14 protein-coding genes and 16 pseudogenes are annotated in these 26,655 nt (G+C 73.3%); 16 read left to right on the top strand and 14 right to left on the bottom strand.

The window, feature by feature from the left end; translation table 11 throughout:
* Positions 1–388 precede the first annotated feature (388 nt).
* Both FF86_RS21105 and FF86_RS21110 read left to right on the top strand, forming a co-directional pair.
* Positions 389–1,639, top strand: a complete 1,251-nt coding sequence (locus tag FF86_RS21105; protein ID WP_044886578.1) for a thioesterase domain-containing protein — start codon at positions 389–391, stop codon at positions 1,637–1,639.
* Positions 1,640–1,846: 207 nt separating this feature from the next.
* Positions 1,847–2,761 carry a TIGR03854 family LLM class F420-dependent oxidoreductase gene (locus tag FF86_RS21110; protein ID WP_044886577.1) on the top strand — a complete coding sequence of 305 codons (915 nt, stop codon included), beginning with the start codon at positions 1,847–1,849 and terminating at the stop codon, positions 2,759–2,761.
* 251 nt (positions 2,762–3,012) lie between these two features.
* On the opposite strand, the gene FF86_RS21115 is transcribed toward FF86_RS21110, so the two are convergent.
* Both FF86_RS21115 and FF86_RS54125 read right to left on the bottom strand, forming a co-directional pair.
* On the bottom strand, positions 3,013–3,689 hold a 677-nt coding region (locus FF86_RS21115; RefSeq protein ID WP_242419217.1), incomplete at its 5' end, for an SDR family NAD(P)-dependent oxidoreductase.
* 1 nt (position 3,690) lies between these two features.
* Positions 3,691–3,963: pseudogene (locus tag FF86_RS54125) on the bottom strand (short-chain dehydrogenase); the annotation flags it as partial.
* Between the two features lie 411 nt (positions 3,964–4,374).
* On the opposite strand from FF86_RS54125, the gene FF86_RS21120 reads away from it, so the two are divergent.
* Entirely contained in the window at positions 4,375–4,704 is a 330-nt protein-coding gene (locus FF86_RS21120; RefSeq protein ID WP_242419218.1) for a hypothetical protein, read from the top strand.
* 25 nt (positions 4,705–4,729) lie between these two features.
* On the opposite strand, the gene FF86_RS21125 is transcribed toward FF86_RS21120, so the two are convergent.
* On the bottom strand, positions 4,730–5,488 hold the full coding sequence (locus FF86_RS21125) for an SDR family oxidoreductase (RefSeq protein WP_044886575.1): 759 nt from the start codon (positions 5,486–5,488) through the stop codon (positions 4,730–4,732).
* A gap of 533 nt (positions 5,489–6,021) precedes the next feature.
* On the opposite strand from FF86_RS21125, the gene FF86_RS54130 reads away from it, so the two are divergent.
* From FF86_RS54130 to FF86_RS54155, 9 genes and pseudogenes are all read left to right on the top strand, one after another.
* A partial coding sequence (locus FF86_RS54130) for a phosphatase PAP2 family protein (RefSeq protein WP_396229980.1) occupies positions 6,022–6,498 on the top strand: 477 nt, incomplete at its 3' end.
* Position 6,499: 1 nt separating this feature from the next.
* Positions 6,500–6,586: pseudogene (locus FF86_RS54135) on the top strand (hypothetical protein); the annotation flags it as partial.
* Between the two features lies 1 nt (position 6,587).
* Positions 6,588–6,830, top strand: a pseudogene (locus FF86_RS54140) (phosphatase PAP2 family protein); the annotation flags it as partial.
* A gap of 365 nt (positions 6,831–7,195) precedes the next feature.
* Positions 7,196–7,760, top strand: a 565-nt coding sequence (locus tag FF86_RS67310) for an FAD-dependent oxidoreductase (protein ID WP_396229981.1), incomplete at its 3' end; no start/stop codon positions are given.
* 1 nt (position 7,761) lies between these two features.
* Positions 7,762–8,081: pseudogene (locus FF86_RS67315) on the top strand (FAD-dependent oxidoreductase); the annotation flags it as partial.
* 1 nt (position 8,082) lies between these two features.
* Positions 8,083–8,671 (top strand): annotated as a pseudogene (locus FF86_RS67320) (FAD-dependent oxidoreductase); the annotation flags it as partial.
* Positions 8,672–8,757: 86 nt separating this feature from the next.
* A partial coding sequence (locus FF86_RS54145; protein WP_242419226.1) for a PAS domain S-box protein occupies positions 8,758–9,600 on the top strand: 843 nt, incomplete at its 3' end.
* Position 9,601: 1 nt separating this feature from the next.
* Positions 9,602–10,449 (top strand): annotated as a pseudogene (locus tag FF86_RS54150) (ATP-binding protein); the annotation flags it as partial.
* A gap of 1 nt (position 10,450) precedes the next feature.
* Positions 10,451–10,797 (top strand): annotated as a pseudogene (locus FF86_RS54155) (response regulator); the annotation flags it as partial.
* 24 nt (positions 10,798–10,821) lie between these two features.
* Here the strand turns inward: FF86_RS54155 and FF86_RS21145 are convergent.
* The 6 genes and pseudogenes from FF86_RS21145 to FF86_RS54175 all read right to left on the bottom strand — a co-directional run.
* Positions 10,822–11,316 (bottom strand): histidine kinase (locus FF86_RS21145; RefSeq protein WP_242419219.1); only part of this gene is annotated, 495 nt, incomplete at its 5' end.
* Positions 11,317–11,645: 329 nt separating this feature from the next.
* A pseudogene (locus FF86_RS54160) lies at positions 11,646–11,870 on the bottom strand (response regulator); the annotation flags it as partial.
* 1 nt (position 11,871) lies between these two features.
* A pseudogene (locus FF86_RS64275) lies at positions 11,872–12,164 on the bottom strand (hypothetical protein); the annotation flags it as partial.
* Positions 12,165–12,185: 21 nt separating this feature from the next.
* Entirely contained in the window at positions 12,186–13,178 is a 993-nt protein-coding gene (locus FF86_RS21155) for a ribokinase (protein WP_044886571.1), read from the bottom strand.
* Positions 13,179–13,359: 181 nt separating this feature from the next.
* A partial coding sequence (locus FF86_RS54170; RefSeq protein ID WP_242419220.1) for a GGDEF domain-containing protein occupies positions 13,360–13,926 on the bottom strand: 567 nt, incomplete at its 5' end.
* Position 13,927: 1 nt separating this feature from the next.
* Positions 13,928–16,473, bottom strand: a pseudogene (locus FF86_RS54175) (diguanylate cyclase domain-containing protein); the annotation flags it as partial.
* Positions 16,474–18,412: 1,939 nt separating this feature from the next.
* On the opposite strand from FF86_RS54175, the pseudogene FF86_RS54180 reads away from it, so the two are divergent.
* From FF86_RS54180 to FF86_RS54195, 4 pseudogenes are all read left to right on the top strand, one after another.
* Positions 18,413–18,954 (top strand): annotated as a pseudogene (locus tag FF86_RS54180) (DNA alkylation response protein); the annotation flags it as partial.
* Position 18,955: 1 nt separating this feature from the next.
* Positions 18,956–19,236, top strand: a pseudogene (locus FF86_RS54185) (acyl-CoA dehydrogenase family protein); the annotation flags it as partial.
* 1 nt (position 19,237) lies between these two features.
* A pseudogene (locus FF86_RS54190) lies at positions 19,238–19,755 on the top strand (acyl-CoA dehydrogenase family protein); the annotation flags it as partial.
* A 1-nt stretch (position 19,756) separates the two neighbouring features.
* A pseudogene (locus FF86_RS54195) lies at positions 19,757–20,155 on the top strand (DNA alkylation response protein); the annotation flags it as partial.
* Positions 20,156–20,613: 458 nt separating this feature from the next.
* Here FF86_RS54195 and FF86_RS33505 read toward each other — a convergent pair.
* The 5 genes and pseudogenes from FF86_RS33505 to FF86_RS21190 all read right to left on the bottom strand — a co-directional run bounded on the left by FF86_RS33505 (position 20,614) and on the right by FF86_RS21190 (position 25,802).
* Complete coding sequence (locus tag FF86_RS33505) at positions 20,614–20,904, bottom strand: hypothetical protein (RefSeq protein ID WP_128423344.1); 291 nt, start codon at positions 20,902–20,904, stop codon at positions 20,614–20,616.
* A 2,574-nt stretch (positions 20,905–23,478) separates the two neighbouring features.
* Positions 23,479–23,708: pseudogene (locus tag FF86_RS54200) on the bottom strand (NADPH-dependent oxidoreductase); the annotation flags it as partial.
* A gap of 1 nt (position 23,709) precedes the next feature.
* A pseudogene (locus FF86_RS54205) lies at positions 23,710–24,030 on the bottom strand (NADPH-dependent FMN reductase); the annotation flags it as partial.
* 348 nt (positions 24,031–24,378) lie between these two features.
* Positions 24,379–24,588 (bottom strand): hypothetical protein, encoded by a 210-nt coding sequence (locus FF86_RS21185; protein WP_011602017.1) that lies wholly within the window; start codon positions 24,586–24,588, stop codon positions 24,379–24,381.
* Between the two features lie 110 nt (positions 24,589–24,698).
* Positions 24,699–25,802, bottom strand: coding sequence for a carbohydrate kinase family protein (locus FF86_RS21190; protein ID WP_157866966.1), 1,104 nt, complete (start codon positions 25,800–25,802; stop codon positions 24,699–24,701).
* Positions 25,803–26,655: the final 853 nt, after the last annotated feature.

The raw sequence follows: 26,655 nt of genomic DNA on the forward strand, positions 1-26,655 counted from the left end.
GCTCACCCGGGCACCGGCTCCGGTTCTGGTTCCGGNGCGGGGGCGGCCGGGACGGCCGGGATCGTCAACGGCTCGGCATCAGGGAAGCTGATCGGCTCGTCCTCGACGATCCGTTCGGGTTTGCCCACATCACCCACGTCTCCACGGTGAACGCCGAGGCCCGCTGGCGTCAATGGCAACTCGGGACCGGGCGGCCCGCCGCACCGCGGCGCGGGGGCCGGCCTGACCGCCCGGGACCGGGTCGCCTGCTGGTCGCGGGGGTCGCGGAGGCCGGTCGCGCACGGTGGCGCGGCGCAGGGAACGCCGCCGCACCGGACGGCACCGACGGGTGTGTCGGGCTAGTCCGGCATTGGTGTTCAATGTGGCCTTCGCATAGTCCTGTGGGGTGATGTCGTTGCTGGGCACGTCCGCGGCCGATCGGCTGCCCGATTCCTCGTCACCGAGTCCGGACCGCGCCGATGTCGGCACGGCGCTCGTGGACGTCCCGGCTTCCGAGGTCGTCCCGGCTTCTGGGGACGTCCCGGCGTCCGCACGGTCCACCGGCCCCGTCCCGGCCGCCGACCCGGCGGGGGACGGCCCGTACGAGATGGCCGCGACGCTGCTGTGGGCCCGCGTGCTCGGGGTCGCCGCCACCGGCCCGCACGAGGACGTCGTGGGCACCCCGGGCGGGGAGGCGGCCGCGGGCGAGCTCGCGGCGATCCTGCGCGACGAGTTCGGGGTGGCGCTGGACGTGTCGGAGATCGTGGCGGCCCGTACGCCGGCCGGGTTCGCCGCCGTCTGGGCCGCCCAGCAGGGCGAGGCGGACCGCCATCCCACCGTGGTGTCACTGACCGCCGCCGCGCCCGGCACCCCGCTGTTCTGCTTCCCCGAGGCCGGCGCACCCGCCATCGCCCTGCTGCCGTTCGCCCGGCACTTCGCCGCCGAACGCCGCGTTTACGGCCTGCAGGCGCACGCTCTCGAACAGCGCGGCATCCCGGACTGGTCGGTGGCGGCCGCGGCCCGCCGGCATGTGGCCGAGCTCCGGCTGCTGCAGCCGGTCGGCCCGTATCTGCTGGTGGGGCACTCGTTCGGCGGCCTGATCGCGCTCGAGGTCGCCCGGCTGCTGCGGCGGGCGGGCCACGAGGTCGGCCTGCTGGCGTTGATCGACACCTACCTGCCGGGCACCGCCCGGCTGACCCGCACCGGCGCGATCATCCCGACAAGCCAGTTGGAGGGCCGGCATCCGGACCGGCAGGCCGACATCCCGAGCTCGGCCGGCCCCGGGCCGCTCGCCGCCGACGACGGCCCCGCGCTGAGCCCGCGGGTGGTGGCCGACCGGCTGCGGCAGCTCGTCGAGCTCCCGCTCGCCGGGGTCGTCCGCTTCCGCGGGACGCACCGCTACGACATCTTCCACAACCAGGGCCGCATCCTCACGATGGCCTACCGCCCGCATACCTATGAGGGGCGCACGGTCGTCTGGCTCGCCGACGACCACGACGAGATCGAGGCCTGGCGCGGGGTACTCACCGGTCCCGCATCGATCCGACGCATCCTCGGTGACCACCGGGCGGTCCTGCGCCAGCCCCTGATCACCGAGGTGGTCGCCGGTCTGCGCGCGGATCTCGCCGCCGTGCCGGGCATCGACACCGCCGCTCGCTGAGCGCCTGCTGTCCGACACGAAGCGTGCGGGCAGCGGGACCGTGACCGCTCGGTGCCGCCGGGCGCCCATCGTCGGGCGGACTCGGGGCCCGCGCAGTGCCCGCGGCGGTGACCCGCGCCCGCAAAGGTGACCCACGTCGCTCGTTCAGCGCCCACTATGGGGCGAGGGCTCGGGCGTCGACGGATCCCGGGCCGGGATGGAGAACCGATGAAGGTCCGGATCGGCATTGGCTTCGGCAGCGTCGCGCCGGCCGGGTTCGCGGCCCTGGTGGACCGGCTCGAGAAGCTCGAGATCGACTCGCTGTGGCTGTCCGAGCAGCTCTCCACGCCCGCCGTGGACCCGCTCGCCGGGATGGCCTTCGCCCTGGGCCGCACCAGCCGGCTGAAGATCGGTACCGGGGTGGCGGTGCTGCCGGGTCGCAATCCGGTGCTGCTCGCCAAGCAGCTGGCGTCGCTGGCGCTGCTCGCCCCGCGTCGGGTGCTGCCGGTGCTCGGCCTCGCCCCGGGCCGGCCGGCCGACCGGCCCGCCTACCCGCTTCCCCCGGGGCGGACCGGGGCCCAGGCCGCGCCGACGGCGGGCCGCCGAGGCGAGGTGTTCGACGAGGCCCTGGATGTCCTGCGCCGGCTGCTGCGCGAGCCGCGGGTGACCTTCCACGGCGAGTTCTTCGACTTCACCGACGTCGGTATCGGGGAGCTGCCCACCCGACCGCTGGACATCTGGCTCGGCGGCGCGGCCCCGGCCGCCCTGCGTCGGATCGGCCGCTTCGGCGACGGCTGGCTGGCGAGCATGGTCAGCCCCGAGCAGGCGGCGGCCGGCATCGCCGAGATCAACGCGGCCGCTGCGGCGGCCGGCCGGCGGATCGACGACGACCACTTCGGGCTGAGCCTGCGCGTCGCCTTCGCGCCGCCGGCCGCCGACTCGCTGGCGGCGCTGCGGGGGCGCTACCCCGATGTCGATCCGGCGCGGCTCATGCCGGTCGGGTGGGCCGCGGCGCGAGAGCTGATCGGCGAGTACCTCGCCGCCGGGGTGAGCAAGTTCGTCGTCCACCCGATGACGACGCCGGACGGCTGGCCGAGCTTCCTCGATTCCTTCGCGGCCGAACTGATGCCACTTGAGAACTGACGCCATCCGGAACCGCGACGCCATCCGGAACCGCGACGCCATCCGGAAAACGCGACTCAGTCCGGAGAACGGACTCCGTGTCAAGAACGCGAGGCCGTCCGGGATGACGATGACCCGGAGAACCTTGCCTACGGACGATCCGGGCTTGCCGGACAACCCGGACGGCTCCTGGCCCGGTTGGCGGTTACCGATCCGGACTCCGATCGGCGGTACACGGATGGTTTGACGGACGCGCTCCTCGCCGCGGCGCATCACGTGATGCTGAAACCGCCGTCCACCACGAGCGTCTGCCCGGTGACAAAACTGCCGGCGTCCGAGGCCAGGAAGAGCAGCGCGGCGGTCAGTTCCGCCGGCTCCCCGAAGCGACCGTCCAGGACCCGCGTCAACTGCGTCTCGACGTAGCCGGGCTGGTACTCGTCCGTCATCTCGCTGCGGAAGAAGCCGGGGGCGAGCGCATTCACCCGGATGCCCTGGCGGCCGGTCCACTGCTGGGCCAGATCCCGGGTGAGCCCGAACAGCCCGGCCTTGCTGGCCGTGTAGGCGGCCTGCGGCAGCCCGGCGGTCGTCAGGCCCAGCACGCTGGAGATGTTGACGATGCTGCTGCCCGGCCGCATCACTCGGGCGGCGGCCTGCGCCATCCAGTAGCAGCCGCTGAGGTTGACGTCCAGGACGGAGCGGAACTGTTCGGGCGTCTCCTTCAGGGCCGGCACGGCCGTCCCGATCCCGGCGTTGTTGACCAGGACGTCCACCCGGCCGAAGGCCTCCATCGCAGCCGCCGTGATCCGCTCGGCGCTGGCCGGGTCGGCCACGTCGGCGGCGACGGCGAGGGCCCGCCGGCCGGCCGCCTCCACCAGCTTCGCGGTGTCCTCGAGCCGCTCGACCCGCCGGGCGCCGAGGACCACGTCCGCGCCGGCCTCGGCGAGGCCGCNGGCAAAGTCCACCCCGAGACCGGAGGACGCCCCGGTGACGATCGCGACCCGACCGTCCAGCCGGAACCGGTCCAACACCGACATCTGCTGCTCCTTCGCGCCGAGGGTGCCACCGTCGTGCCGGCGGCGGTCGTCACGCGACCCGTGGGCCGCCGGTGCGGACCCGCCGCGAACCGCCGGCGGACCCGGTCTCGCCATGGTGGAAGCGTCGCAGGTGAGGCCCATCGACGCGCCGGGAGTACCGGAGGTGATCGCCTGCGTCTCCTGGGTCACGGCCGGTCGGTTCGGCCCACTGGTGGGAGCACTCCAGGGCCCATCGGTACCGCCAAGGTCTTCCCCTTTCCGGTCTCGCCCGCCACAATCAACCGGGAACGGTGAGCGGCTGACGGGCGGTNCGGATCCGGCATCTGGCGGTATTACCCCGCCGGGGCTGCCGGCATCGCGCCCAAACGCGATCCGGAACAGATGATCTGCGGGTAGAGGGGGTACTGACGATGAGTCGGTTACCCCTACATCGCAGGCCGTGAAGCGAGACAATCCCGTTCACACCGACAGTCGATCGACGACGCTGGGGAAAGCCTCGCGGGAGGAAACGTGGAACGGGCAGAGCGAACGGAAGTCACTCCCCGGGTTCGGACCGAACGTCATGTGGTGGTCGGCGTTCGCTTCGGGGATGTGTCGGATATGGCTGATGTATTGCTGGCCGCTGACCTCGCCGCGCGGCTCGACGCCCATCTCGTGCTCATCGCGACGATGGATCGCTGGTCCCGCTGGGCAAGGTGGACCGCGGGGGTGTACTGCGCCTTCGGCGTCGAGACTGTCATGTGCGCCGCTCGGATCGCCGAGGAGGAGACCCGCGAGGAGCTCGAACGCCGGCTGCGTTCGCTGCTCGACCTCGTCGGCGTCGACTGGAGCGTCCAGTGGGCCACCGGCTCCCCCCGCCGGGCCGCCGTGCGTTACACCCGCCGCCACCCCGACGCGATGGTGATCCTGCGCCCCGAGCGCGCCCGCTGAGCCCACCGCGGTGCCGGCGGCCCGGTCACCGTCCACCGCTCACGTCCAGCACGGCCCCGGTCACGTAGGACGCCTGCGCCGTGCAGAGCCAGGCCACCGCGGCCGCCACCTCCTCGGCCCGGCCCGGCCGGCCCAGTGGCACGGTCGCGCCCAGCCGCCGCGCCCGATCCGGATCCCCGCCCGAGGCGTGGATCTCGGTGTCGATGTATCCCGGGCGAACGCCGTTCACCCTGATGCCCTCCGTGGCGACCTCCTGGGCGAGCCCCAGCGTCATCGTGTCGAGGGCTCCCTTGCTCGCCGCGTAGTCGACGTACGTCCCCGGGCTGCCGAGTCGCGCGGCCGCGGAGGAGACGTTCACGATCGAGCCGCCCGGCCCGCCGTGGCGCGTCGACATCCGGCGCACTGCGGCCCCCGCGCACAGGAAGGCGGCGGTGACGTTGACGGTGAACATCATGTGCAGCCGCGCGTGGTCCATCTCGTCGATCCTGGCCGCGGGGGCGACCACCCCCGCGTTGTTGACCAGAACCGTCACCGGGCCGAGCCGGTCCGCGGCGGCGAACAGGTCGGTGACGGCGGTGGGGTGCGCGAGGTCGGCGGCGGCCGCCGCGGCGGTGACGCCGCGCTCCCGGCACGCCCGCACCACCCGGTCGGCGGCGGCGGAGTCGCTCCGGTAGCCCACGCAGACGTCCCAGCCGAGCCGGGCGAGCGCGACCGAGCAGGCCGCGCCGATCCCACGGCCACCACCCGTGACGACTGCCACTCCGCGCGTACGCGGCTCCGACATAACCATCACTCCTCGTGCTTGTCGAATGACTTACAGGCTCCAGGCCCCAGGCCGCCTGCGCGCCGCCCGGCGAAGCGGTGGGGATGTCCGAAGTGTCGTGGTCCGGTAGTCCCCCCGGCGGCCAGAGGAGCTACCACTACTGTGGCCGAGCGTTGAACATCCGACGCTGACAGTGTCAAATCGCGGTGGAGCCGTCACAGTGCCTCCCTCCGATGCGTCCCTCAGGTGCGTCGGTGTCGTGACGCGACCGTCTCTGTCGTGGCTCGACCGTTCATGTGGCGGATGTCTGACAGCGCATATCGCGTGGCGTGACGGCGGTTCGGAGGAGCACAGTCGTCATCGACACGGTGACCGGTGGGCTCGCGTCGGCTGATGGTCTGCCCGTAGGTCCAGGGCATACCAGGCGGTTCGCGATGGTTGTCGGTCTCGTGCGGGTGGCGGGACCGGTGCGGCCGGGGGTTGGGCCCACCATCCACCGCGGATCGATCGGCGTGGCGCGTCGTGGTGGNCGCGAGACGTTGGGAGGAACACCGATGAGCTGGGCCCCATCCACGGACTCGGCCGATGGCCGCCGCGCGGCGGTGAGCTCGCCCCTGGTCCGGCACGGACTGGGGACGCTGGGCTGCCCGCTGCCGCGAACCTCCAGCGCGCCGCCCGATCAGCTTGGCGGGATCGGCCCGGGCGCCGCCCCGTCGGCGGGGTCGCTCGCCCGGGCGCGCCGGGTGGCCGGGGCGGTGGCGTACGCCGTCAGCCAGCTCCTGCTCATCGCCGTGCTCTACGGGACATACAGCTTCAGCCGCCACCTGGCCAGCGGCCGGGAACCGGCGGCGCTGGCCGCCGCGAAGGACGTCTGGCGGCTCGAACGATTCCTGCACCTGCCCAGCGAGGTCGCCGTCCAGCGGCTGGCGCTGCACTCGCACCTGCTGATCCGGGCCGCGGACTGGTTCTACATCCTCGTCCACTTCCCGTCGGTCATCATACTATTGCTGTGGGTGTTCATCCGGCATCGTNGGCACTGGACGCGCATCCGCAACGTTCTGATCATGACCACGGGCCTGGCGCTGATCATCCATCTGTTGTACCCGTTGGCGCCGCCCCNCTTCCTGCCGTCGGTGCTGCACGTGCCGCTCGTCGACACCGGCGCGGTCTACGGCCCCTCTCCCTACGGGGAGGGCAGCGGCGGGATCGCCAACGAGTACGCGGCGATGCCAAGCCTGCACGTCGGGTGGTCGTTGCTCGAGGCCTGGGCGGTCATCACGATCCTGCACCACCGCGCCCGGTGGCTGATGGTGCTGCACCCGATCCTCACCATCATGGTCGTGGTCGTCACCGCCAACCACTANTGGCTCGACGGCATCGTGGGCTCCTCGCTGGTGGTGCTCTCGATCGTCGTGCTCGACCAGGCCAACCGCAGGTGGGCCCGGCGCGGGCTGAACCGGCACGAGACACCCCTGCGGATCCCGGCACCGGCACCGGGATCGGACGTGCCGGCGTCGACCGTGCCGGCGTCGACCGTGNCGGCATCGACCGTGATGGCATCGGACGTGCCGCCGAACCAGCCGGCATCGTCGCCGGAGGCGGGGGCTGTGCCGGTGGCTGTGCCGGTACCGCGTCCGGAGTCCGGCGGCGGGATAGGGCCGTAGCCAGGGGTACGTAGAGCGGCGGGAGCAACCGCGACCGCGGGCGCACGGACACGGGGTGGTGGCCATGCAGACGGCCGATGTGGCGATCGTGGGAGCGGGGCTCGCCGGGCTTTCGGCCGCCACGCTGCTCGCCGACCAGGGTCTCGGCGTGGTGGTCTGGGAGGCGGCCGACGATGTCGGCGGGCGCGTCCGCACCGACGAGGTGGACGGGTTCCGCCTGGACCGCGGCTTTCAGGTGCTGCTGCCCTCCTACCCCGAGGTCCGGCGTCAGATCGACCTGCCGGCGCTGCGCCCGCGGCCGTTCCTGCGCGGGCTGGTGCTGCGTGACGGCGTCCGGTCGGTGGTGCTCGGCGATCCGATCGGCGGCGCGGACGCGCTCGCGGGCCTGATCCCGGGCCGGGCACTGCGGGCTGCGGACCTGGCCCGGCTGGCGGCCCTCACGGCGCGCGACCGCCTGCGGCCGCCGTCGACGCTGGTCGCGGGACCCGAGCGCAGCACCCGAGAGGATCTGCGGGCCCGCGGTCTGTCCGCCCACGCGATCGACGGGGTGCTCGCGCCGCTGCTGCGCGGCATCTTCCTGGAGGAGGATCTCGCGACCTCGGCCCGGTTCTTCCACCTCGTCTGGCGCANCTTCGCCAGCCAGGCGCCGGTGCTGCCGGCCGAGGGCATGGCTGCGCTGCCCCGCCAGCTCGCGGCCCGGCTGCGGCCGGGCACGGTGCGGCTGAACTGCCCCGCCGACATCGTCACCCGCGGCGGAGTGCGTTCCCGCGACGGGGAGTCGCTGCGGGCCAGGGCGGTGATCGTCGCCACCGACGGCACCACCGCCGCCCGGCTGGTGCCGGGGATCGCCGAACCGGCCTGGCACGGCGTGACCACCTACTACTTCCGGGCGGACGAACCGCCGCTGCGCCGCGGCGCGCTCGTCGTCGAGGGGGCCGTCGACGCCCGGCNCCCGGCGCGCTCGTCCCGGACCGGACCGGTGATCAACACGGTGGTTCTCAGTGAGGTGGCGCCCTCGTACGCGCCGCCGGGGTCCGCGCTGATCGCCGCCTCGGTGCTGGGCGTGCCCGAGGACGCCCCGGCCGCCGCGGTGCCGCCCGGTCCACTCGACCTCACCGACCCGTTGCGGGCGACGGGTCCGCTCGACCTGACCGACCCGAGCGCGGCGGCCGCGCCGGCCTCGGCGCCGTCCGGCAGCGAACGGGCCGTGCGTGCCCACCTCGGTGCCCTCTACGGCGCCGACACCGCCGGGTGGACGCTGCTGGCCACCTACCCGGTGGCGCGGGCGCTGCCCGACATGACCAGCCCGCGCGTGCTGCGCCGGCCGGTGCGCACCCCGTCCGGCGTCTACGTGTGCGGCGACCATCGGGACACCAGCTCGATCCAGGGCGCCCTGTACTCCGGCCGGCGCGCCGCCGAGGCCGTCCTGGCCGATCTCGGCGTCGCCCGTCCCGACCCCTCCGCGGACAGCGCCAGCAGATGGACCGAGGCCAGCGACGCCGACGCGGGCGTCTACGCCGCCGTCGCCCGGAAACGATGACGGCCGGCCCTCGACCGCTCCCCCTCACCAAAGCGGTCTAGCTGCACCTTTGGTGTAAACCGGCCCGAGGTCTACCCGCGTGGGTGATGATGAAATCCGGCGTCGGCGCTACGATCTGTCCGTCTGTAGCACGATGTTCACCCCGTGGGGTGGTTCACCTGGATGAGAACACGAGTTCCCTGGCCCGCGGCCTGCTGGACGCCGCGCCGGACGCGATCGTGGGCGTCCGGGCGGATGGCCGGATCGCGCTGGTCAACGCCCAGGCCGAGCGCCTGTTCGGCTACACCCGAGAGGAACTGCACGGCGAGCCCGTCGAGATCCTGATCCCCGAGTCCGGCCGCCGCCTCCACCCGCACCACCGCGATTCCTACCTGCACGACCCGCAGCCGCGGCCGATGGGCGCGGGGATGGAGCTCGCCGGCCGTCGCCGCGACGGCAGCGAGTTCCCGGCGGAGATCTCCCTGTCGGCCATCGAGAGCGAGGACGGGCTCCTCATCACGGCAGCGGTCCGGGACGTCACCGACCGCAAACGGACGGAGGCCAAGTTTCGCGGCCTGCTGGACTCGGCGCCGGACGCCATCGTCGCCGTCCTGTCCGACGGCCGGATCGCGCTGGTCAACGCCCAGGCCGAGCGCCTGTTCGGCTACAGCCGCGACGAGCTGCACGGCCAGTCGGTGGAGATCCTCGTGCCGGAGGCCGGCCGGAGTCGCCATCCGCAGCACCGCGAACGCTACTTCCACGATCCGCGGCCGCGGCCGATGGGCGCCCAGATGCAGCTCGCCGCCCGCCGCCGCGACGGCAGTGAGTTCCCGGCGGAGATCTCGCTGTCCGCCCTGGAGACCGAGGACGGCCTGCTCGTCTCGGCGGCGATCCGGGACGTGACCGACCGGCTGGAGGCGCAGGCGGAGCGGGAACGCCTGCGCGCGCAGNCCGAACGCAAGCGGATCGAGGCCCAGCTCCATCAGTCGCAGCGGCTGGAGAGCCTCGGCCAGCTCGCCGGCGGCGTCGCGCACGATTTCAACAACCTGCTTGGTGTGATCATCAACTACACCGCCTTCGTCGGCGAGGTGGTGGCGACGGCGGCCGAACGCGACGGCGGCCAGTGGGAGGCGGCCCGCCGCGACATCGAACAGGTCCAGCGGGCCGCCGAACGGGCCACTCAGCTCACCCACCAGCTCCTCGCCTTCGGCCGCCGGGAGGTCGTCCAACCGCGGGTGCTCAACCTCAACGACGTCGTGTGGGACATCGAGGAGATGCTGCGGCGCACCCTCGGTGAACACGTCGAGCTGATCACCCTGCCGGCCGCCGATCCCTGGCCGGTCTTCGCCGACGCCGGTCAGCTCGAACAGGTGCTGGTCAACCTGGCCGTCAACGCGCGCGACGCGATGCCCGGCGGCGGCAAGCTCACGATCGACACCTCGAACATCCTCGTCCACGAGGACATCGCCGGCGACCGGCCCGGCCTGAAGGCCGGCCGGCACGTCAACCTGCGCATCAGCGACAGCGGCAGCGGCATGGCCCCGGAGACGGTCAGCCGCGCCTTCGAACCGTTCTTCACCACCAAGCGCAAGGGGGAGGGCTCCGGCCTCGGCCTGGCCACCGTGTACGGCATCATCACCCAGGCCGGTGGCCACGCGGAGATCTTCTCCGACGTGGGCCTGGGGACCACGGTGAGCATTCTGCTGCCGGCGGTGGACAGCGTCGCCGCGACTCCCGAACCGATCTTCGACGGGGCCATCCTCACCGGCGGCGAGACCATTCTCGTCGTCGAGGACGAGNGGGCGATGCGCGAGGTCACCCGGCGTCTGCTGGCCCGCAACGGCTACCAGGTCATCACCGCCGCCGACGGGCACCGCGCCGTCGAACTCGCCGTGAGTCACCCCACCGAGATCCATCTGCTGCTGACCGACGTCGTCATGCCGCAGGTCCTCGGCCGGACCGTGGCCACGCTCGTCCGCCGGCACCGGCCGGGCATCCGCGTGCTGTTCATGTCCGGGTACGCCTACCCGGTGCTGGCGCACAACGGGACCCTCGATCCGGGACTGACGCTGCTGGGCAAACCGTTCTCCGAGCAGATGCTGCTGGCGAAGGTGCGGGACGTCCTCGACAACCCGGTCGAGAACTGATCGAGGCGGGGCTGGGTGCCGAAGCTAGGTGCTGGGGCGGTCGAGGCGGAGCGCGGCGCTCCAGCCGCCGTTGGCGGGGTCGTGGCGCAGCTCGACGCCGAGCAGGTCGGCGACCGGGCGCAGCCGTGCGGCCCGCGCCGCGTCCGCGGGCGGCTCGTACCCGCCCGGCCGGACCCGCAGCCGCAGGTCGACCGCGGCCGGCGCGGAGCGCACCGCGAGCCAGGCATGCTCGCCGGTCCCCACCGGGTCGCTCGCCATCAGCAGCAACTGCGCGGCGGCCAGCACCACCGAGATCTCCGCGCGGGTGGGCGGGTGGTCGTCGACCTGGAGATCGGTGTCCAGGCGGTGGACGAGCAGACCGGCGATCCGCAGGGCGAACCCCGCCGCAAGGGACCGGCGCGCGTCGTAGCCGAGGCGGAAGGCGCCCGGCGGTAGCTGTAACGCGCTCGTCGTGGACCGCAGATGGTGCTCGATCCCGGCGACGCGGTCCGCGAGGTCGCCGGCCAGCCGCCGCCGGACNCTGGCCAGTTCGAGCAGGACGGCGGTGAATTCCTGCATAGGGCCGTCGTGCAGTCGTTCGGCCAGCGCCCGGTGCCCGCGCTCCTGCAGGGCGACCATCAGGTGGAGCAGGTCGAGCGCCGGTGCGGGCGGGGAGCCGTCCGGTCCCGGCGGGCGGGGGACGGGGCAGGGCGGGGTCCGCGCCGGAGCGGTCTGCGTCGCGGTCGCCGGTTCGTCGCCGTTGGTCTGTGCCGTCACCCGCCGTCGGCTCCGTGTTCCTGGTCGGCTCCGCGTGCCCGGTCGGCTCCGCNTGCCCGGTCGGCTCCGCGTGCCCGGTCGGCTCCGTGTGNCCGGTCCGCTGGGAGGACCTCGCGAACTGCGGCGATCAGCTCGTCGGCGGTGAACGGTTTGGTCACCACCGGCAGACCAGCCGGCACCGGATCCAGCCCGGCGGCACCCGTCAGGACCAGGCAGCGCGCCGTGACGGCCGGGTCGATCCGGCGCAGCTCGTCGATGAGATCCGCGCCCGAGCGGCCACCGAGCCGCAGATCGATGAGCAGCACGTCGTGGGCGGCNGCGTCGAGCAGCAACGCCTCCTCGACGGAGCCCGCGGCACTCACCCGGAACCCCTCCGCGCACAGGATCCGGCCCAGCAGCGCGCGCAGCATCTCGTTGTCATCGACGACGAGCGCCGTCGGAGCGTCCATTTCCCCACCAGCCTCAGCCGCCGCATCCGCCCAGCACACGTCCCCTCCGCCGCAACGGTACCGGTAACCGGTCGGGCACCAGGGGCTCCCGCCGACTCTCGCCGGCAGTGGGGCCGGCCGGCTGCGCCGTAGCCGCGGCCGCGGGCGGCGGGTGAGCCGCATCACCCCTGCACCGGCCGGTCCTTATGGGCCGCCGCCGCCGGTCAACAGGTCGTCGAGCTCCGCCCAGGTCGGCATCGCGGGGCCGGCGCCCGGACGCTGCACGGCGATGGTGGCGGCGAGGTTGGCGTGGAACAGGGCGGTGGCGGCGGGCAGACCACCGGCGAGGCCGGCGCCGAACGCCCCGCAGAAGCAGTCGTCGGCCCCGGCTGTGTCGACGACCGGGACGCGCCGCGCGGCGAGGGTGACGACCGTCCCGGCGATCCGCGCGCACACCCCGGCGCCGCCGAGGGTGACGACGATGTTGTCGTTCGGTCCGGCGCCGTCGGCGAGCAGGCCGCGCACCTCGACCAGGGCCCGCGGTCCGGGCAACGAGCCGACGCCGACGGCGGCCGGGACCAGGCTCGCGAACTCGTGCTCGTTGACCAGGACCACGTCGGCGGCGGCGAGCAGGTCGGCCTCGGTGACCAGGTCGGCCTCGGTGACCAGGTCGGCCTCGGTGACCAGGTTGGCTGCGGGGGGCCGGTGCGGGGCCGCGTTCAGCAGTGTTCGGGCGCCCGCGGCGCGGGCGCGGTCGAGTGCGGCCGCATTCACCGACGCGGGGATCTCGTTCTGCAACAGCACCACGTCACCCGGGCCTAGCCGCAGCGCATCCAGGCCGCGCGCCGACACGGTGGCGTTGGCGCCCGGCACGATGACGATCACACTCTCGCCGGTCTCGTCGACCGTCGTCACGGCCGTGCCGCTGGGCCCGGCGACGACCGCCAGCGGGGTGACGTCGACCGCCTCGCCGCGCAGGAACTCCCGCAGCGCCGAGCCGAAACCGTCGGAGCCGACAGCGCCCACCATGACCGTCTCGGCGCCCAGCCGGCGGGCCGCCACGGCCTGGTTGGCGCCCCTGCCGCCGGGGGACAGCGTCACGGAGCTCCCGATCACCGTCTCGCCCGGCCCGGGGATGCGATCCGCGCGGGCCGTCACGTCCATGCTGGTCGAGCCGACCACCACGACCCGTCCCACCGCGCGCCTCCCGCGACCTGGTCACCGGCGTGCCGCCTGGATGTCGCCGACGGCCGGGCCTGTCCATCGTGGCAGAGCCGGGCCGCGGCCGGGGGCCGGACGGCCGGGTACCGCCCAGACCTGGGCACGGGGCCGATTCGTGGTCGGTCGATTCGTGGTCGGCCGATCAGTGGTCGGCCGATCAGTGGGTGGCAGGGAACATCTCCCGCTGGGCCCGGGCGGCGCGCTTCGCCGCGTACATGTCTGCGTCGGCGTGGCGGACGACGAGGTCGGGATCGCGCGGTTCGGCCCCGCCACCGACGGCGCGCGAGGACGCCAGCCCCACGGTCGCCCCGACGACGATGGCGTGGCCGGCCGAGAGGATCGGGGCCGCGACGGTCTCGCGTACCCGCTGGGCGATGTGCCGCAGGGCATCGGCGTCGACGTCGGGCAGCACCATGACGAACTCGTCGCCGCCGAGACGGAACACCGTGCCGTCCGGCGGTTGGGCCCGCAGCACCTCGGTCAGCCGGGCCGCGATGATGCGCAGCACGTCGTCGCCCGTCTGGTGGCCGAAGGTGTCGTTCACGGGCTTGAAGCGGTCGAGGTCGACGAGCAGGATCGCGAAGGGCGACCGCTGCTCGGTGAGGTGGTCGAGCAGCTCGGTGAGTGCTACCCGGTTCGCCAGTCCCGTCAACGGGTCGCGGGTCGCCCGTTGCCGCAGTTGCTCCTGGAGCTGGCGCCGCTCCCCGACCTCGTGGCAGGTCAGNAGCAGGCCGCCGTCCAGGTAGCCCGGCCCGGAGGCGGCCCGCCAGGCGGTGGCCTCGATGTCGAACCACCGGTACCCCCCGTCGGCCGTGCACAGTCGGACGTCCAGCAACGACGCCGGGTTACCTCGAAGCCGTTCGTCGAGGAAGCCCCGCATCCAGTCCCGGTCCTCGGGATGGACGAGCTCGAGCAGGGGCAGCCCGATCCTGGTCTGGACCGGGTAACCCAGCAGGCTCTCGATCGCGGAGCTGATGAATGTCGGGAAACCGGCCCGGTTGAGGTTGATGATGATGTCGTGCGACTCGTGCAGCAGGGTCTGCAGCCGCGCGCCGTCGCGCCGAATCGCCTGGTCCTCCCGCAGGATCGCGCGCATCAGCCCCGCCACGGTGACGACGACGATCGCGACGAGCAGCAGGTCGCTGAGGGCATGGTTGGGCCGCGGCCCCTCCGCCGCTCCTCGGCCGTCGCGCCGCACGACGAGGTACGCCGGCATGGGACTCGCGGGGATCCTGGTGGCCACCGCGACGCGACCGCCGCCGCGGCTGTCCCGCACCGTCACGCGCCGGCTGTGCCCGGGCGTGATCGGGCGCAGCTCGCCGGGGTCGACGACGGTCCGTCCGACCGTGGCGGCGTCGTTCGACATCGCCACCCGGCCGTGCTCGTCGACGACACTGATCGTCATGCCGAGGTCCAGGGCGGCCGCGCCGGCGGCCGCCGCGGTTGTTCCCCGCCCGAGGGTGCGGGCCATCTCCGCAGCCGGCGACCCGTGCAGCGTCCGGCCCAGCACCAGGAACGCGGCGCTGCGACCGGCGCGCCGGACGGGCACGATGCTGTAGATCCGGGCCCCGCCGGCCTCGTCGAGGACCGGGAAGCTCAGTCCGCCGTCGCGGACGGACGCCCAGATCCGGCTGTGCGCCGGGAACGGCACCGCCGCCCCGGGCGGCTGGACCGCCCGGGGGTGGCCGTCGAGGTCGACGAGGGCGAGCAGGGTGCCCGGCATGGACAGGCTCGGCCCGGCGACGGCGGCCAGCGTTCGGGCGTCGGCCGTGGGGTCCGTCAGCGACCAGGGCAGCCGGGAGACCGGGTCGATGAGATGCCGGGGCCGGCTCAGGTCGGCCGCGAACCCGGCGAGGCGGAGGGAGAGGGCATCGCTGTCGGCCACCCGCTGGGCCTCGGCTCGCCGCCGGTTGGCGTTCTCGATCTCCAGGGTGACCATGGTGGTGGTCAGGATCACCGCGCCCAGGACCAGCAGCGGGAACGCCCGGGAAAGGTGGGCGCGGACGTTGGTCCGCCGCTGCCGGGACAGCCGCCCCGGGTTCAACCGACCCCGCGGCCCGAGCTGGGACGCCGCCGCCGCGCCGTCGGCCATCTCCCCGGGCTCGGTTCCGGGGCGGGGTCCGGCCGGCTCGGCCGGGACCGGGGCCACGGCGGACGCCGGCCCCGCCGGCGCGGGATCGAGGTCGTCCGCGGTGCCGTCGAGGAGCTCGACCACGAGCGGCTCGGAGATCGCGAACTCCGCGGCGTCCGCCCCGACCAGTCCGGGCTCTTCGACGGCCCCGGGCTCTTCGACGGCCCCGGGCTCTCCGACCGAGCCGGGCGGGCCCGGTAGCGCCACCGCATATCGCCCAGGGCCGACCTGCTTCGCCCGGTACATCGCCTGATCGGCAGCCCACAGCAGCCGCTCGGGTCGGCACGGGCCGGCACCCGCCAGGGCCAGCCCCACGCTCGCGCCGACCCGCACCTCGTCCCCGTCGACGAGGATCGGCTGACCCACCGCCCGGATGATCCGGGCGGCGACCGCCCGGGCGGCGGACTCGTCGGTGTCGCGTAGCAGGATGCCGAACTCGTCGCCGCCGAAGCGTCCACCGGCGTCCGTCGGGCCGAGCTCGGAACGTAGCCGCATGCCCACCGTCTGCAGCACCTGGTCGCCGGCGGCATGCCCGAAGGTGTCGTTGACCTGCTTGAACCGGTCGAGGTCGACGAACAGGACCGCGATCGAACCGGCCGGGCGTGCGGACGCGGCAGAGGCGGCGGACGCGGCAGAGGTGGCGGACGCGGCAGAGGTGGCAGATGGAGCAGAGGTGGCAGATGGGACAGAGGTGGCAGATGGGGCAGAGGTGGCAGAACCTGCGGTGGCGGTGGCGAGCTCCTCCTCGAAGGTCGACCGGTTGAGCAGCCCGGTCAGCACGTCGTGGCCGGCCTGGTAGCCGAGCTGGTCGAGCAGCCGCTTGCGTCTGCCGACGGCGTGGCAGGTGATGAGGACCTCGGGCGCGCCGGCGCGCTGCGGTAGCCGGCGCGCGGCGACGTCGAACCAGCGGTCGGTGCCGGCGGCCCGGGTGAGCCGGACGTCGAGCAGTGATCCCGCGGTCGGATTCTCGACCAGGCGCAGCAACCGTGCGGCATCGTCGGGATGGGCCAGTTCGGTCACCAGCCGTCCCAACCAGGGTTCGTCCGGGTGGCCGAGCAGGGGGACGATGGCCGGGCTGACGAAGGTGAGCCGGCCGGCCGGGTCGGTGACGAGGACGATGTCGTGCGCCGCCGCGAACAGNGCCCGCAGCCCCGTCCGGCTTCGCTGGGCGGCGGCCTCGCGCAGCAGCCCGAGGAAGACGATGCACAGCACGCCGGTCAGTGCGACCGCCAGCAGCGTCAGGTTGCGCCGGTCGCCTCTGGCCCGCAGGTCGGCGTAGAGCGACTCGGTGGGCTGTTGGAAGTAGGTGAGATACCCGGTCGCCGGCTGCGGCGCGGTGATGTGGATGATCGTCCCGCCGGGGCCGGATGTGCGCCAGATCCGCGGACCGCCGCCGGGGGCATGGGAGGGGCGCAGCTCCGCGGCCGACAGGATCCGCCGGCCGGGCAGCGCCGAGTCGGTGGAGGCGATCGGGACGCCGTTCTGGTCGATCGTCGACACACTGCCGCTGCCGGCTCCGAGCATGGTCGCGATGCCGCTCGAGAGCCGAAGGTTGATCTCCTGGGTGGAGACGGCCACCAGGACGGCCCAGGGCCGCGGCGATCCGATCGGCACCACGGTGGCGCGGACCGGCGCGCCTGCGAGCGTGAAGACGGGGGAGACGGCGCCCCGGCCGGCCCACGCCGACGACAGGNCCGGGCCGAGGTCGCGGGGGGCCACGGCGCTGCCCCACGGGTACGCGGCGGTGACGGTGCCGGCCCGGTCGAGCAGGGCCAGCAGCCGGGCGACGTCGCCTGACGGTGAGAGCTNCAGGCCGGGGAGGAGACTCGCGTTGGTAGCGCGGTCGTCCGGCCGGAAGGGGACGCGCGCGACCGCGGCCGACAGCCCCGTGGGGGCGTCGGCGTCGGACTCCCACTGCGCGAGGCGTTCGACGAGCCCTGCCCGGGCCGCCAGCCGCGACGCCTCCTCCCGGTGCAGCAGGTTGGCGCCCACATGGAGGGCCAGGGTTCCGAGCACCAGGATGGCCAGCAGGATGGCCAGCGGCGAGAGGAATCGCCGCCGGGGAGCCGGCCTGCGGCGGGCCGGCCTGCGGCGGGCCGCGATCACGGCCATGACGCGGCCGAGTGATCGTCGCCCTCCGATCCGGCCACCTCTGATCATCTTTCGCGCCCCGCCCGACAACGCTGCCCGGACTCGACGGATCTCACCGTGAGTAAACGTATTCTGATTTCCGGGAGACGAATCCTCCCGGTTGTGGGTGAGCATACGAGTATCCGCGCCGCGAGTTTCATCGGCCGCCGCGCATCCGGTATCGGCCGGGCCCGCGCGTGTGCGGCGCGCAGCAATGGGACGCGTGTCCGCGCATGCCGGTCCGCCGGTTCGGATTCTCTGCCGGCGGAATGGTGGATACGGACAGTTGTCTAACAGATACTTTCCGTCGATCACGACGAGAGTTGGTCCTGGTAGCGTCAACCTTGGGTGTTCGACCGTGACGTAAAGTATTGCGCTGGCGGCGAATTGTTGTCGTGATGCTGCCACCGCTCGCGATCGTGCTGGCAGGGTCGCTGTTACTTTCGGTGTTCCTTGGGACTCTCCGTAGCACCCGGGAGGTCTAGCCCGTTCGAGCATCGCACAGCATGATCACAGGATCACGGCGTGCATTGAGCCTCCGTCGAGGATCCTTTCGGGCCCGACGCCCTCGCTCCGCGGCGGGCCCGTGCAGGCGGCCCCGTGCCGGCGGGCGGGTGCCCTGGTCCGCCCGCCCCGTGCGGGCGACGCCGGAGTGGATCGCCCGCCCGCCCGCGTCCGTTCCCGGTGCTTCGATCCATCGCGGTCCGGCCGTCCTGTAAATGCGCGATCCGGCCTCCGAAGATGGGCCGCGAATTGTCCGGAAGGCGGTTATATCCCGCCGGGAGGGCGGTTTCTCTGGTGGCCGTCGGGTGGCGGCAGCCAATATGTTGTTCTCGTTTACGGGATCGGGTAGACCCGCCGCCGGAGGGCGTNCCGGCCGCCGGGTCTCCCGTCGCCGCTCTCCCGCCGCCGAGGGGGCCCGCAGCGGTGTGCGAGATGAGGAGTGGCGATGAGCTCGTCGATCGAGGCGCAGCGGCCCACCGTGGCCCCGCGGTCGTCTCCCGGCCGGACGCATGAGGTGACGAACCAGCCGCCGCCGCTGGTCGGCCACGACGCGTCCGCGGATCCGGCGCTGCTGGCGGCGCTGGTCCGGGAGGGCGCCGGCTGGCACGCGGACGCCCTGCGCCGCCTGGGCCGGCTGGCGGGCACCGAACAGGCTCGGCGGTGGGCGGAGGAGGCCGACCGGTTCCCGCCCGAGCTGCGCACGCACGACCGCTACGGCAACCGCGTCGACGAGGTCGACTTCCACCCGTCCTGGCACGCGTTGCTCGAGGTGGCCGTGCGGGAGGGGCTGACCGGGGCGCCATGGACGGACCCGCGCCCGGGCGCGCACGTCGCGCGGGCGGCGAACATCCTCGTCTGGGGCACCGTCGAGCAGGGCCACCTGTGCCCCGTGTCGATGACCTACGCTGCGGTCCCGGCGCTGCGGGCCGCGCCCGATCTCGCGGCCAGATACGAGCCGTTGCTCGCCAGCCGGATCTACGACCCGGGNCTGCGTCCGCCGGAGGGTAAGGCGGGGCTGCTCGCGGGCATGGGCATGACCGAGAAGCAGGGCGGCTCCGACGTCCGGGCGAACACGACGACGGCGACGCCGGCCGTCGATGGCACCTACCGGCTACGGGGCCACAAGTGGTTCACCAGCGCGCCGATGAACGACGTCTTTCTGGTCCTGGCGCAGGCGCCCGGCGGATTGTCCTGTTTCTGGGTTCCGCGGGTGCTTCCCGATGGCAGCCGTAACACGTTTCGCATTCAACGACTGAAGGACAAGCTCGGNAACCGCAGCAATGCCAGCAGCGAACCGGAGTTCGACGACACCGTCGCCTGGCTGGTCGGTGCGGAGGGGCGTGGGGTTCGCGTCATCATCGAAATGGTGGCCATGACCCGGCTCGACGCCAGCCTCGGGTCCGCGGCCGGGATGCGGGCCGCGGTCACGGCGGCCGCGCATCACGTGCGCCACCGGCGGGCCTTCGGAACCCGGCTGATCGACGCCCCGCTGATGCGCAATGTGCTGGCCGATCTGGCCTTGGAATCCGAGGCGGCGACCACCTTGGTGTTGCGGGTCGCGGGAGCCGTCGACCGGGCGGCTCGCGGCGACCGCGACGAACAGGCGTTCAAACGCCTCGCGACGGCCGTGACGAAGTACTGGGTGTGCAAGCGGGCGCCGGGCGTGGCCGCGGAGGCCCTCGAATGCCTCGGCGGAAACGGCTACGTGGAGGAGTCGGGCATGCCTCGGCTCTACCGGGAGGCGCCCCTCAACGGGATCTGGGAGGGCTCCGGCAACGTCAATGCGCTNGACGTGCTCCGGGCGTTCGACCGTGAACCGGACGGCCTCGACGCGCTGTCCGTGCAGATCGAGGCGGCCCGCGGCGCGGACGCCCGGCTCGATCGGGCCTGGGACCGGCTGCGCGCGGAATTGCCGAGAGCGGCGGCCGATCCCTTCGCCGCGCGCCGTGTGGTCGAGCGGTTGGCGCTCGTTATGCAGGGTTCTCTGCTTGTTCGGCATGCGCCGCCCGCCGTTGCGGATGCGTTCTGTGCGAGCCGGATGGCCGGTGACGGGGGTCTCGCTTTCGGCACGTTGCCGTCGGGGGTTGATGTCGCAGGTATCCTCGACCGGATTGCTTCGGTGGATACCACTACCGATTCGGTCGGTGATATCCGTCACGGGCAGGATGATAGCGGAATCTCTTTGTAATTCCCTTGCGACGAATAGCGATGGATCGCCCCTAGCCTGGTAGGCGACTGCGCCCGGGGGGTTTCCATGATGTACTTCTGCCTGGCGGTTGCCGGGCTGATACTGATTGCAGGAGTTCTCGGTCTGCTCCGCGGACAGGCCGAGTGGGCATGGATCCCCGATCGCCGTCGGGCCGGGATTGTCACCGGCGCCGGATCGGTGGCTCTCGTTGCGTTCGGGCTGCTCGCGACGCACGGCGTCGGGACCGGCGACGGCAGCGATCACGATCCGGCCTCGAACAGCGTCTTCCTGGTCCCGCCCCGGTCCGGCTCGGCCTCGGCCACGCCCGGCCGCGGCGGCCAGCCGGACGCCCAGGTGCAGTCGGACGCCCAGGTGCAGCCNGACGCGATGAGGGGTGACAAGGCCTATGCCCAGCCCACCGATGACGTGACGACCGGCCGCGCGCCGGGCGGCTCGAACTACCCGCGGACCACCCCGTCCAGCCGGGCGCGGACCGGAACCCCGGGCCTGGTGGCGGGCGTGCCCCGCGCGCCCGCCGAGCCCCAGCGCGCCGGCGGCGCGAGCACGCCGCCGCGAGGGACCACCCGCCAGCCCCCGAAGACGGATCGGCCGCCGGCCGCCTCCCCCGCACGCCCCGGAGGCACGGTCGTCCGGACCAGCTCGCCCCCGCGCGGCGGCGGGTCGGGCACCGCACCCTCGACGCCCACCGGGCCCAGGGGCGGCCAGACCCCGACCGGCAACGGCAACACCGCCGGATCCGGCGGTTCCGGTTCCGGTTCCGGTGGTTCCGGGGGCTCCGGAAGCGGTGGTTCCGGTGGTTCCGGTTCGGGCGGATCGGGTGGGTCCGGTGGCTCGGGCGGTTCCGGATCCGGCGGCGGTTCGGGTGGGTCCGACGGGTCCGGCGGGGCGGGTGAGTCCGAGGGCCCCGGCAAACCCGTGCCGGGCAGACCTACGCCGAGAAGGCCCGTAACGAGCAGACCTGCGCCGAGTAAGCCCGTGAGCAAGCCCGCGCCGAGTAAGCCCGTGAGCAGACCTGCGCCGAGTAAGCCCGTGAGCAAGCCCGCGCCGAGTAAGCCCGTGAGCAGACCTGCGCCGAGTAAGCCCGTGAGCAAGCCCGCACCGAGCAAGCCCGCACGGAGTAAGCCTGCACCGAGCAAGCCTGCTGCACCGAGCAAGCCCGCACCGAGCAAGCCTGCTGCACCGAGTAAGCCCACGACGGGGAGACCTGCAGCAGGACGGCCCGTGACGGCAAANCCTGCGACGGGCAATTCCGAGGCGGGCAATTCCGAGGCGGGCAAGCCCGTGACGGAATCCTCCGGCGGGACGCGTCGCCCCACCGCCAGCTCGTCAGTGCCACGCGCCTCGGCGCGTCCCCAGCCGATTCCGCCGAGCAGCAACGGCTCCCCGCCCGGCGGGTTCGATGACGAGACCGACGGTCCGTCCACCACGAGGTCCTCGGGCGGAACCTCCCGTCGCGACGGCAACCGCCCCACCTACACCGCCCGCCCGACGCCCCCACCTGCGCCGACCGACGCGGGGAGCGACGGCGAAAGCGGGTCCGGCTGGTCAGGTGGCGCAAGTGGCGCAGGTGGGTCGGGTGGCGCAGGTGAGTCCGGTGGTGTTGGCGGTGGCTCCGATACAGGCACNGGAGGTTCCTCCGGCGGGGAAATCGGCACGGCCGCCGGCGCATCCGCCGGTTCCGAACGCGCGGGCTTGATCGTGCGACGTTAGGGTGCGTATCTACTTGTGATCAAGGACTGGCGTACGGGAGCACCGTGTTGGCCGGTGCCTGCCTCGGGCCGATCTTCATATCTGCACGTGATCGGTGAGGTACGGCATGCTCGGCCCGAGCCCGACATTGTTGATCATGGTGTTCCGCGGAACCGCACCACGCCGCCGACCCCGGCTCCGACTCCAGCTCCGCCGATCAAGGTGTTCCCTGACCGCGGAACCGCGCCACGCATCCTGCGGCCTGGCGGGTGCGGATCGCGCCGCGTCGCGTCCATAGGACGTCGGCTGGTGCCCCGGCACACCGACACGACGCTCATGGTATCGGTAGTACTACTCTAGGTGAGTTACGGTTCGGGCTCTCGTGGAGACGATGCGACCTGGGGGCCTGATGTCGGTGTTCGCCATGGCCATGGCGCTGCTCGCTGTCGCGGTGATGCTCGTCGGCATCGCCGGCACCCTACGCGGGCGGGTGGGCTGGGCCCGCATCTCCGGCCGGCGTCGCGGGTTGACCGTCGCGGCCAGCGGCTTCACGGTCGCCGTCACCGCCTTCGGCTTCTCCGCCCCCGCCGGTTCGGGCGGGGACGACGTCCGGCTCCAGACGACCAGCGCCACCGACACCCGGCTCGGTCTCGGCCACCAGCCGCAGCGCGACAACCCGCTCTGGCAGCCGGGCGGTGCGCCGGTCTCCCCCCTGCCGACGCTGCCATCGTTCCCCGCGTCGATCTACGGTTCACCCGACACCGCGGGCGGTGCCGCCGTCGCGGACGGCTCCGGACGGGCCGCACCGACGTATCCCGCCTTGTCTCGGGATGGTGCGCCCGACGGGAACGGCCTGGCCGCCGGCGATCCCGCCCGCGTTGGCCGGGGCGGGTACGCCGACCAGGACGAGGACGGGGAGCGCTTCGCCGCGGGCCTGGACGGCGAGTACCCCGGCACGGGCGGGTATTCGGAGGTTGGTGGGTATTCGGGAACGGGCGGGTACGCGGGAACGGGCGGGTATTCGGGAGCCGGCGGGTATCCGGGCGCCGCGGCCTATCCGGTCGGTGTCGGCGCCCCCGCCGGCACCGCGGCGCAGGGAGCCGCGCCGCGCGCCGGGTCTCGGGGCCCGGCCATGACTGGGGGAGCGTCGGCGGCGGGCGCGGGCACCGCATCGAGCGATCCGGCCGGCGTCACCCCGCGCACGCGGGGGCAGGGCCGGCCCACCGCNGGTCCCGGGTCGACATCCGCCGCGAGGTCCGGCTCAGTCTCCGACAGCCCTGCTGTTCTCGACAACCCTGCTGTTCTCGATGGGAGTGGTGTTCTCGATGGGAGTGGTGTTCCCGATGGGAGTGGTGTTCCCGATGGGCGGGGCGCAGCGGGCTCCCGCGGGGGCTCCGCCGGGAGCGGTGCCGGAGCGCGGCCCGCGGGTCCGGCGGCGTCGGGTGCCGGTCGGGCGTCGGCGCAGCCCGGCGAGGTGATCGGGCCGCTGCCGCAGGTGCGGGTCGACCCCGAGGTCCCGGGAGTCGGTGCGGGCTGCTCCGCGGACGTTTCCGCGTCGCTGGTCATGATCGGCGCCGCAGGGTGCTGATCGACGGCCCGGCCGGGACCGGTGGTCAGGCGGACGGCGCCGCCACCGCGCGTCGGGCCGCAACGAGGGCGCTCACCGCCGGGAGGTTCACCGAGCCCCAGGCGTCGAGCTGCGCGGGGAGCTCGGCGAGCGCCGAGTCGAGAACGAACAGCCCGGTGGTCGGGCAGGCCGCGCCGATCTCGACGAGCACGGGGCGCAGATGCACCTCCACGGCCAGGGCATGCTGCGGCGCGGCGGCCACCTGGACCGGGATGGNCGGCAGGCCGGCGAGCTCACCGCCGCCGATCTGGTCGAGGAGCAGCTTGAGCAGCCCGGTGTAGGTCGCCTTGTAGGTGGGCGTGGCGATGACGAGGACGTCGGCCGCCCGGATGGTGGCCAGAGCCGCCCCGACGGTCGGGTCGCCCCAGCCGAGCAGGCCGGCACCCAGCTCGCCGACCTCGATGACCTCCGCGGACGTCTCGAAGCCGCTCGCGGCCAGCGAGGTGGCGACGCGGCCGGCCACCGCCTCCGCGACCTGCCTGGTCCGGGAGGCCGCCTTCGGGTTCCCCACGACGCTGACGATCCGGCACGGTTCCATCGGGCTGCCTCCCTGTCCGATTGCGGGCCTGCCCGCGAGTCGCTGGAACCGACGGCGGCTGTGCCCGGTGTCGGCCGGCCGCAGTCTATCCGCGATTCATCGGTACACGGCAACAGTCGGGCCTGCATCAACCCGGACAGTTACTCGATGATGGCCGCTTTGTTGCGTCACTCGTGGCGCCCTCGGGCCACCCGGCGGACCGGCCGGATCGGGCCGCGCGGCGGGCATGCCGATCCGGCCCGGGCATCGGTGCCGGGGCCGGATGTGGCGGGGGTAAGGAAATGCCTGGTTTGGCGCTGGTTGAAGGCGGGAAGAGCGCGTCCGCCTCCCTCGAATGCCGCGCGGCGGTCAGCGGGTGTGGAGGGCGAAAGTGTAGAAGATGGCGAGCGGCCACAGCAGGGTCGCGACGAGGGCGGTGAAGAAACTGCTCAACGCGTGGCCGTCCCAGTCCGTGAAGTTCCAGTAGTCCTGGCTCGCGGTGATGACCACTCCAACGATGAGATAGAGAAGCGTACCGAGGCTGATGCTGCTGGTTCGGGTCCCAACCCGGGTGGCCATGACTGCTCCTTCAACGGGGGTGATACCTGACTGTCGCAGGATTACCCGCTATCAGCCCACCTACACGCACCTGTCCGGTTAGGCTTTATGCCGGAATACCCCTTCGGGGGTCAGGGGAGCGGGCCGGCCGGCGCCCGTCCGGGCGGACCGGCGAGGCGGGGCAGCGCATCGAGCGCGCCCCGGTGGCGGACCGTCCAGGCCGCCGCGGCGAGGCCCGCCTCGACGGCGGCCTCGACGAGGCCGGGTGGCCGGGTGGCCGAGGCGGGCGCGCGGGGCTGGGTTGCGTCGGCGTCGGTGTCCGCGGCGTCGGTGTCCGCGGCGTCGGTGTCCGCGGCGTCGGTGTCCGCGGCGTCGGTGTCCGTGGAGCGGGCGTCGGTGTCCGCGGCGTCGCCGGCGAACAGGACGTGGGTGAGCGCGGCGGTGAACGCGTCCGAGGCGGCGGTGGTGTCGACGACGGTCGTCGGATGGGCCGGGCGGGCCCATCCCCGGGTGCCGTCCCACACGGCGACCCCGTGTTCCGCCCGGGTGACGCACACCAGCGGCGTCGCGAACCGACGGCCGAACGCGGCCGCCAGCTCCGCCCCTGGGCCGGTGGCCGCCGGATCGCCGGCCGCTGCCAGCAGCAGCCTGGCCTCCTGCTCGTTCGGGGTGACGGCACTCACCCGGTCCCAGGGCAGGTCGACGAGGGCAGCCGCGGCGGACCGCTCGGGCGGCGCGGGATGGACGACCAGCGCCGTGCCGGCCGCCAGGGCGTGGTCGACGGCCGCCCGCACGGTCGCGGGCGGCGGGTCGAAGGTCACGATGACCGCGCGGGCGGAGCGGATGGCCTCCCGGGCGGGGGCCAGGTCGCCGGGGGTGAGCTCGACCGCCTCCGCCCAGCGGCAGAGGAACGCGGTGCGGCCGTCCGGGTGGGCGAGCACCACGCAGACCGGTGTCGCCGCGGCGGGACGGACCGCCATCATGGCCGGGTCGACCCCCTCGGCCCGCAGCGCCGCGAGCAGCTCACGGCCGGTCGTGTCCCCGCCGACGACGCCGACGGCGCGGACCGGCACGCCGCGGCGGGCGAGCGCCACCGCCTGGTTCAGGCCCTTGCCGCCCGGCCGGGTCCGCACGGCGTCGACCCGAAGATCGTCCCCCCAGGCCGGCAGCGTGTCCGTGGTGACGATGCAGTCGAGGCAGAACCCGCCGACGACCACCACGCCCGTCCCGCTCACCGGGCTCACGTTAGCCGGCCGGCCCCGGCTACGGCGTGCAGATGCCGTGCAGTCGGTGCGAAAGCCCCCGGGAGTAGAGGCTACTCAGACCGCGGATGAGCCCGGCGTCCCGAGCTGGGGTGTAACCCGGGTGTGGGCTGGTACGGCCTTCTTCGTGGCCCTCTCCTGTCCCGGTCGGACCCTTTTGTGAGTATGCGCAGGACCGCTCGGAACTTTTGTCGTGCCCCGACCTGCACGTCATTGTCGGCCACCCGATAACGTACCGCCGTGCCTATTCCCTATCCTGTCGCCGCGCGGGCGACCCCGCCACCGTTGCCGATCGTCCCGAACATTGCACCATCAAAATCCGTGCACCTCGGTCCGTCGAACGTCATGCTTCATTCCGACATATTTCCGTTCCTGGTCGTTCTGGTCGTCGTCCTGGCCGGCCTGGTCGTCGCCCGTGGACTGCGAACCGGCCTGGCCCGGCGGCGGCCCGGTCGGCCCGTCGGCGGTCAGACCGGCGACCATTCCGCTGCCTGCGCGACCAGTCCGGACCAGTCCGCTCCCTGGCCTCTGGCCCGCTTCGCGAGCGAAAGAATTCCGTTCGACAACCAACTGCTCGGCCGGACCGCCGAGGCGGCCAGCGCCCTCGTCGCCAGAATCTCCGCCTCGTCCAGATCGCGTGACCGCATCGCCGCCGACGCCTGGTAGAGGCACACGGCGGCGAGCGCGCCGGACGCCCGGGAGCGACCGAACAGATCGGCGGCCTCACCCAGCCGCTGTTGGCCCTCGTCCACAGCGCCCGCGGCGACAAGCGCCGCACCCCCGAATGTCGGCAGATAACCCGGATGAATGCCGTCGAGGCTGTAGC

The organism is Frankia sp. CpI1-P (assembly GCF_001421075.1).
Classification (GTDB): Bacteria; Actinomycetota; Actinomycetes; order Frankiales; family Frankiaceae; genus Frankia; species Frankia torreyi.

Bases quoted from the DNA above. Each gene is read 5' to 3' on its own strand.
- FF86_RS21105 (WP_044886578.1), top strand. From the start codon at position 389: ATGTCGTTGCTGGGCACGTCCGCGGCCGATCGGCTGCCCGATTCCTCG.
- FF86_RS21110 (WP_044886577.1), top strand. From the start codon at position 1,847: ATGAAGGTCCGGATCGGCATTGGCTTCGGCAGCGTCGCGCCGGCCGGG.
- FF86_RS21120 (WP_242419218.1), top strand. From the start codon at position 4,375: ATGGCTGATGTATTGCTGGCCGCTGACCTCGCCGCGCGGCTCGACGCC.
- FF86_RS21125 (WP_044886575.1), bottom strand. From the start codon at position 5,488: ATGTCGGAGCCGCGTACGCGCGGAGTGGCAGTCGTCACGGGTGGTGGC.
- FF86_RS21185 (WP_011602017.1), bottom strand. From the start codon at position 24,588: ATGGCCACCCGGGTTGGGACCCGAACCAGCAGCATCAGCCTCGGTACG.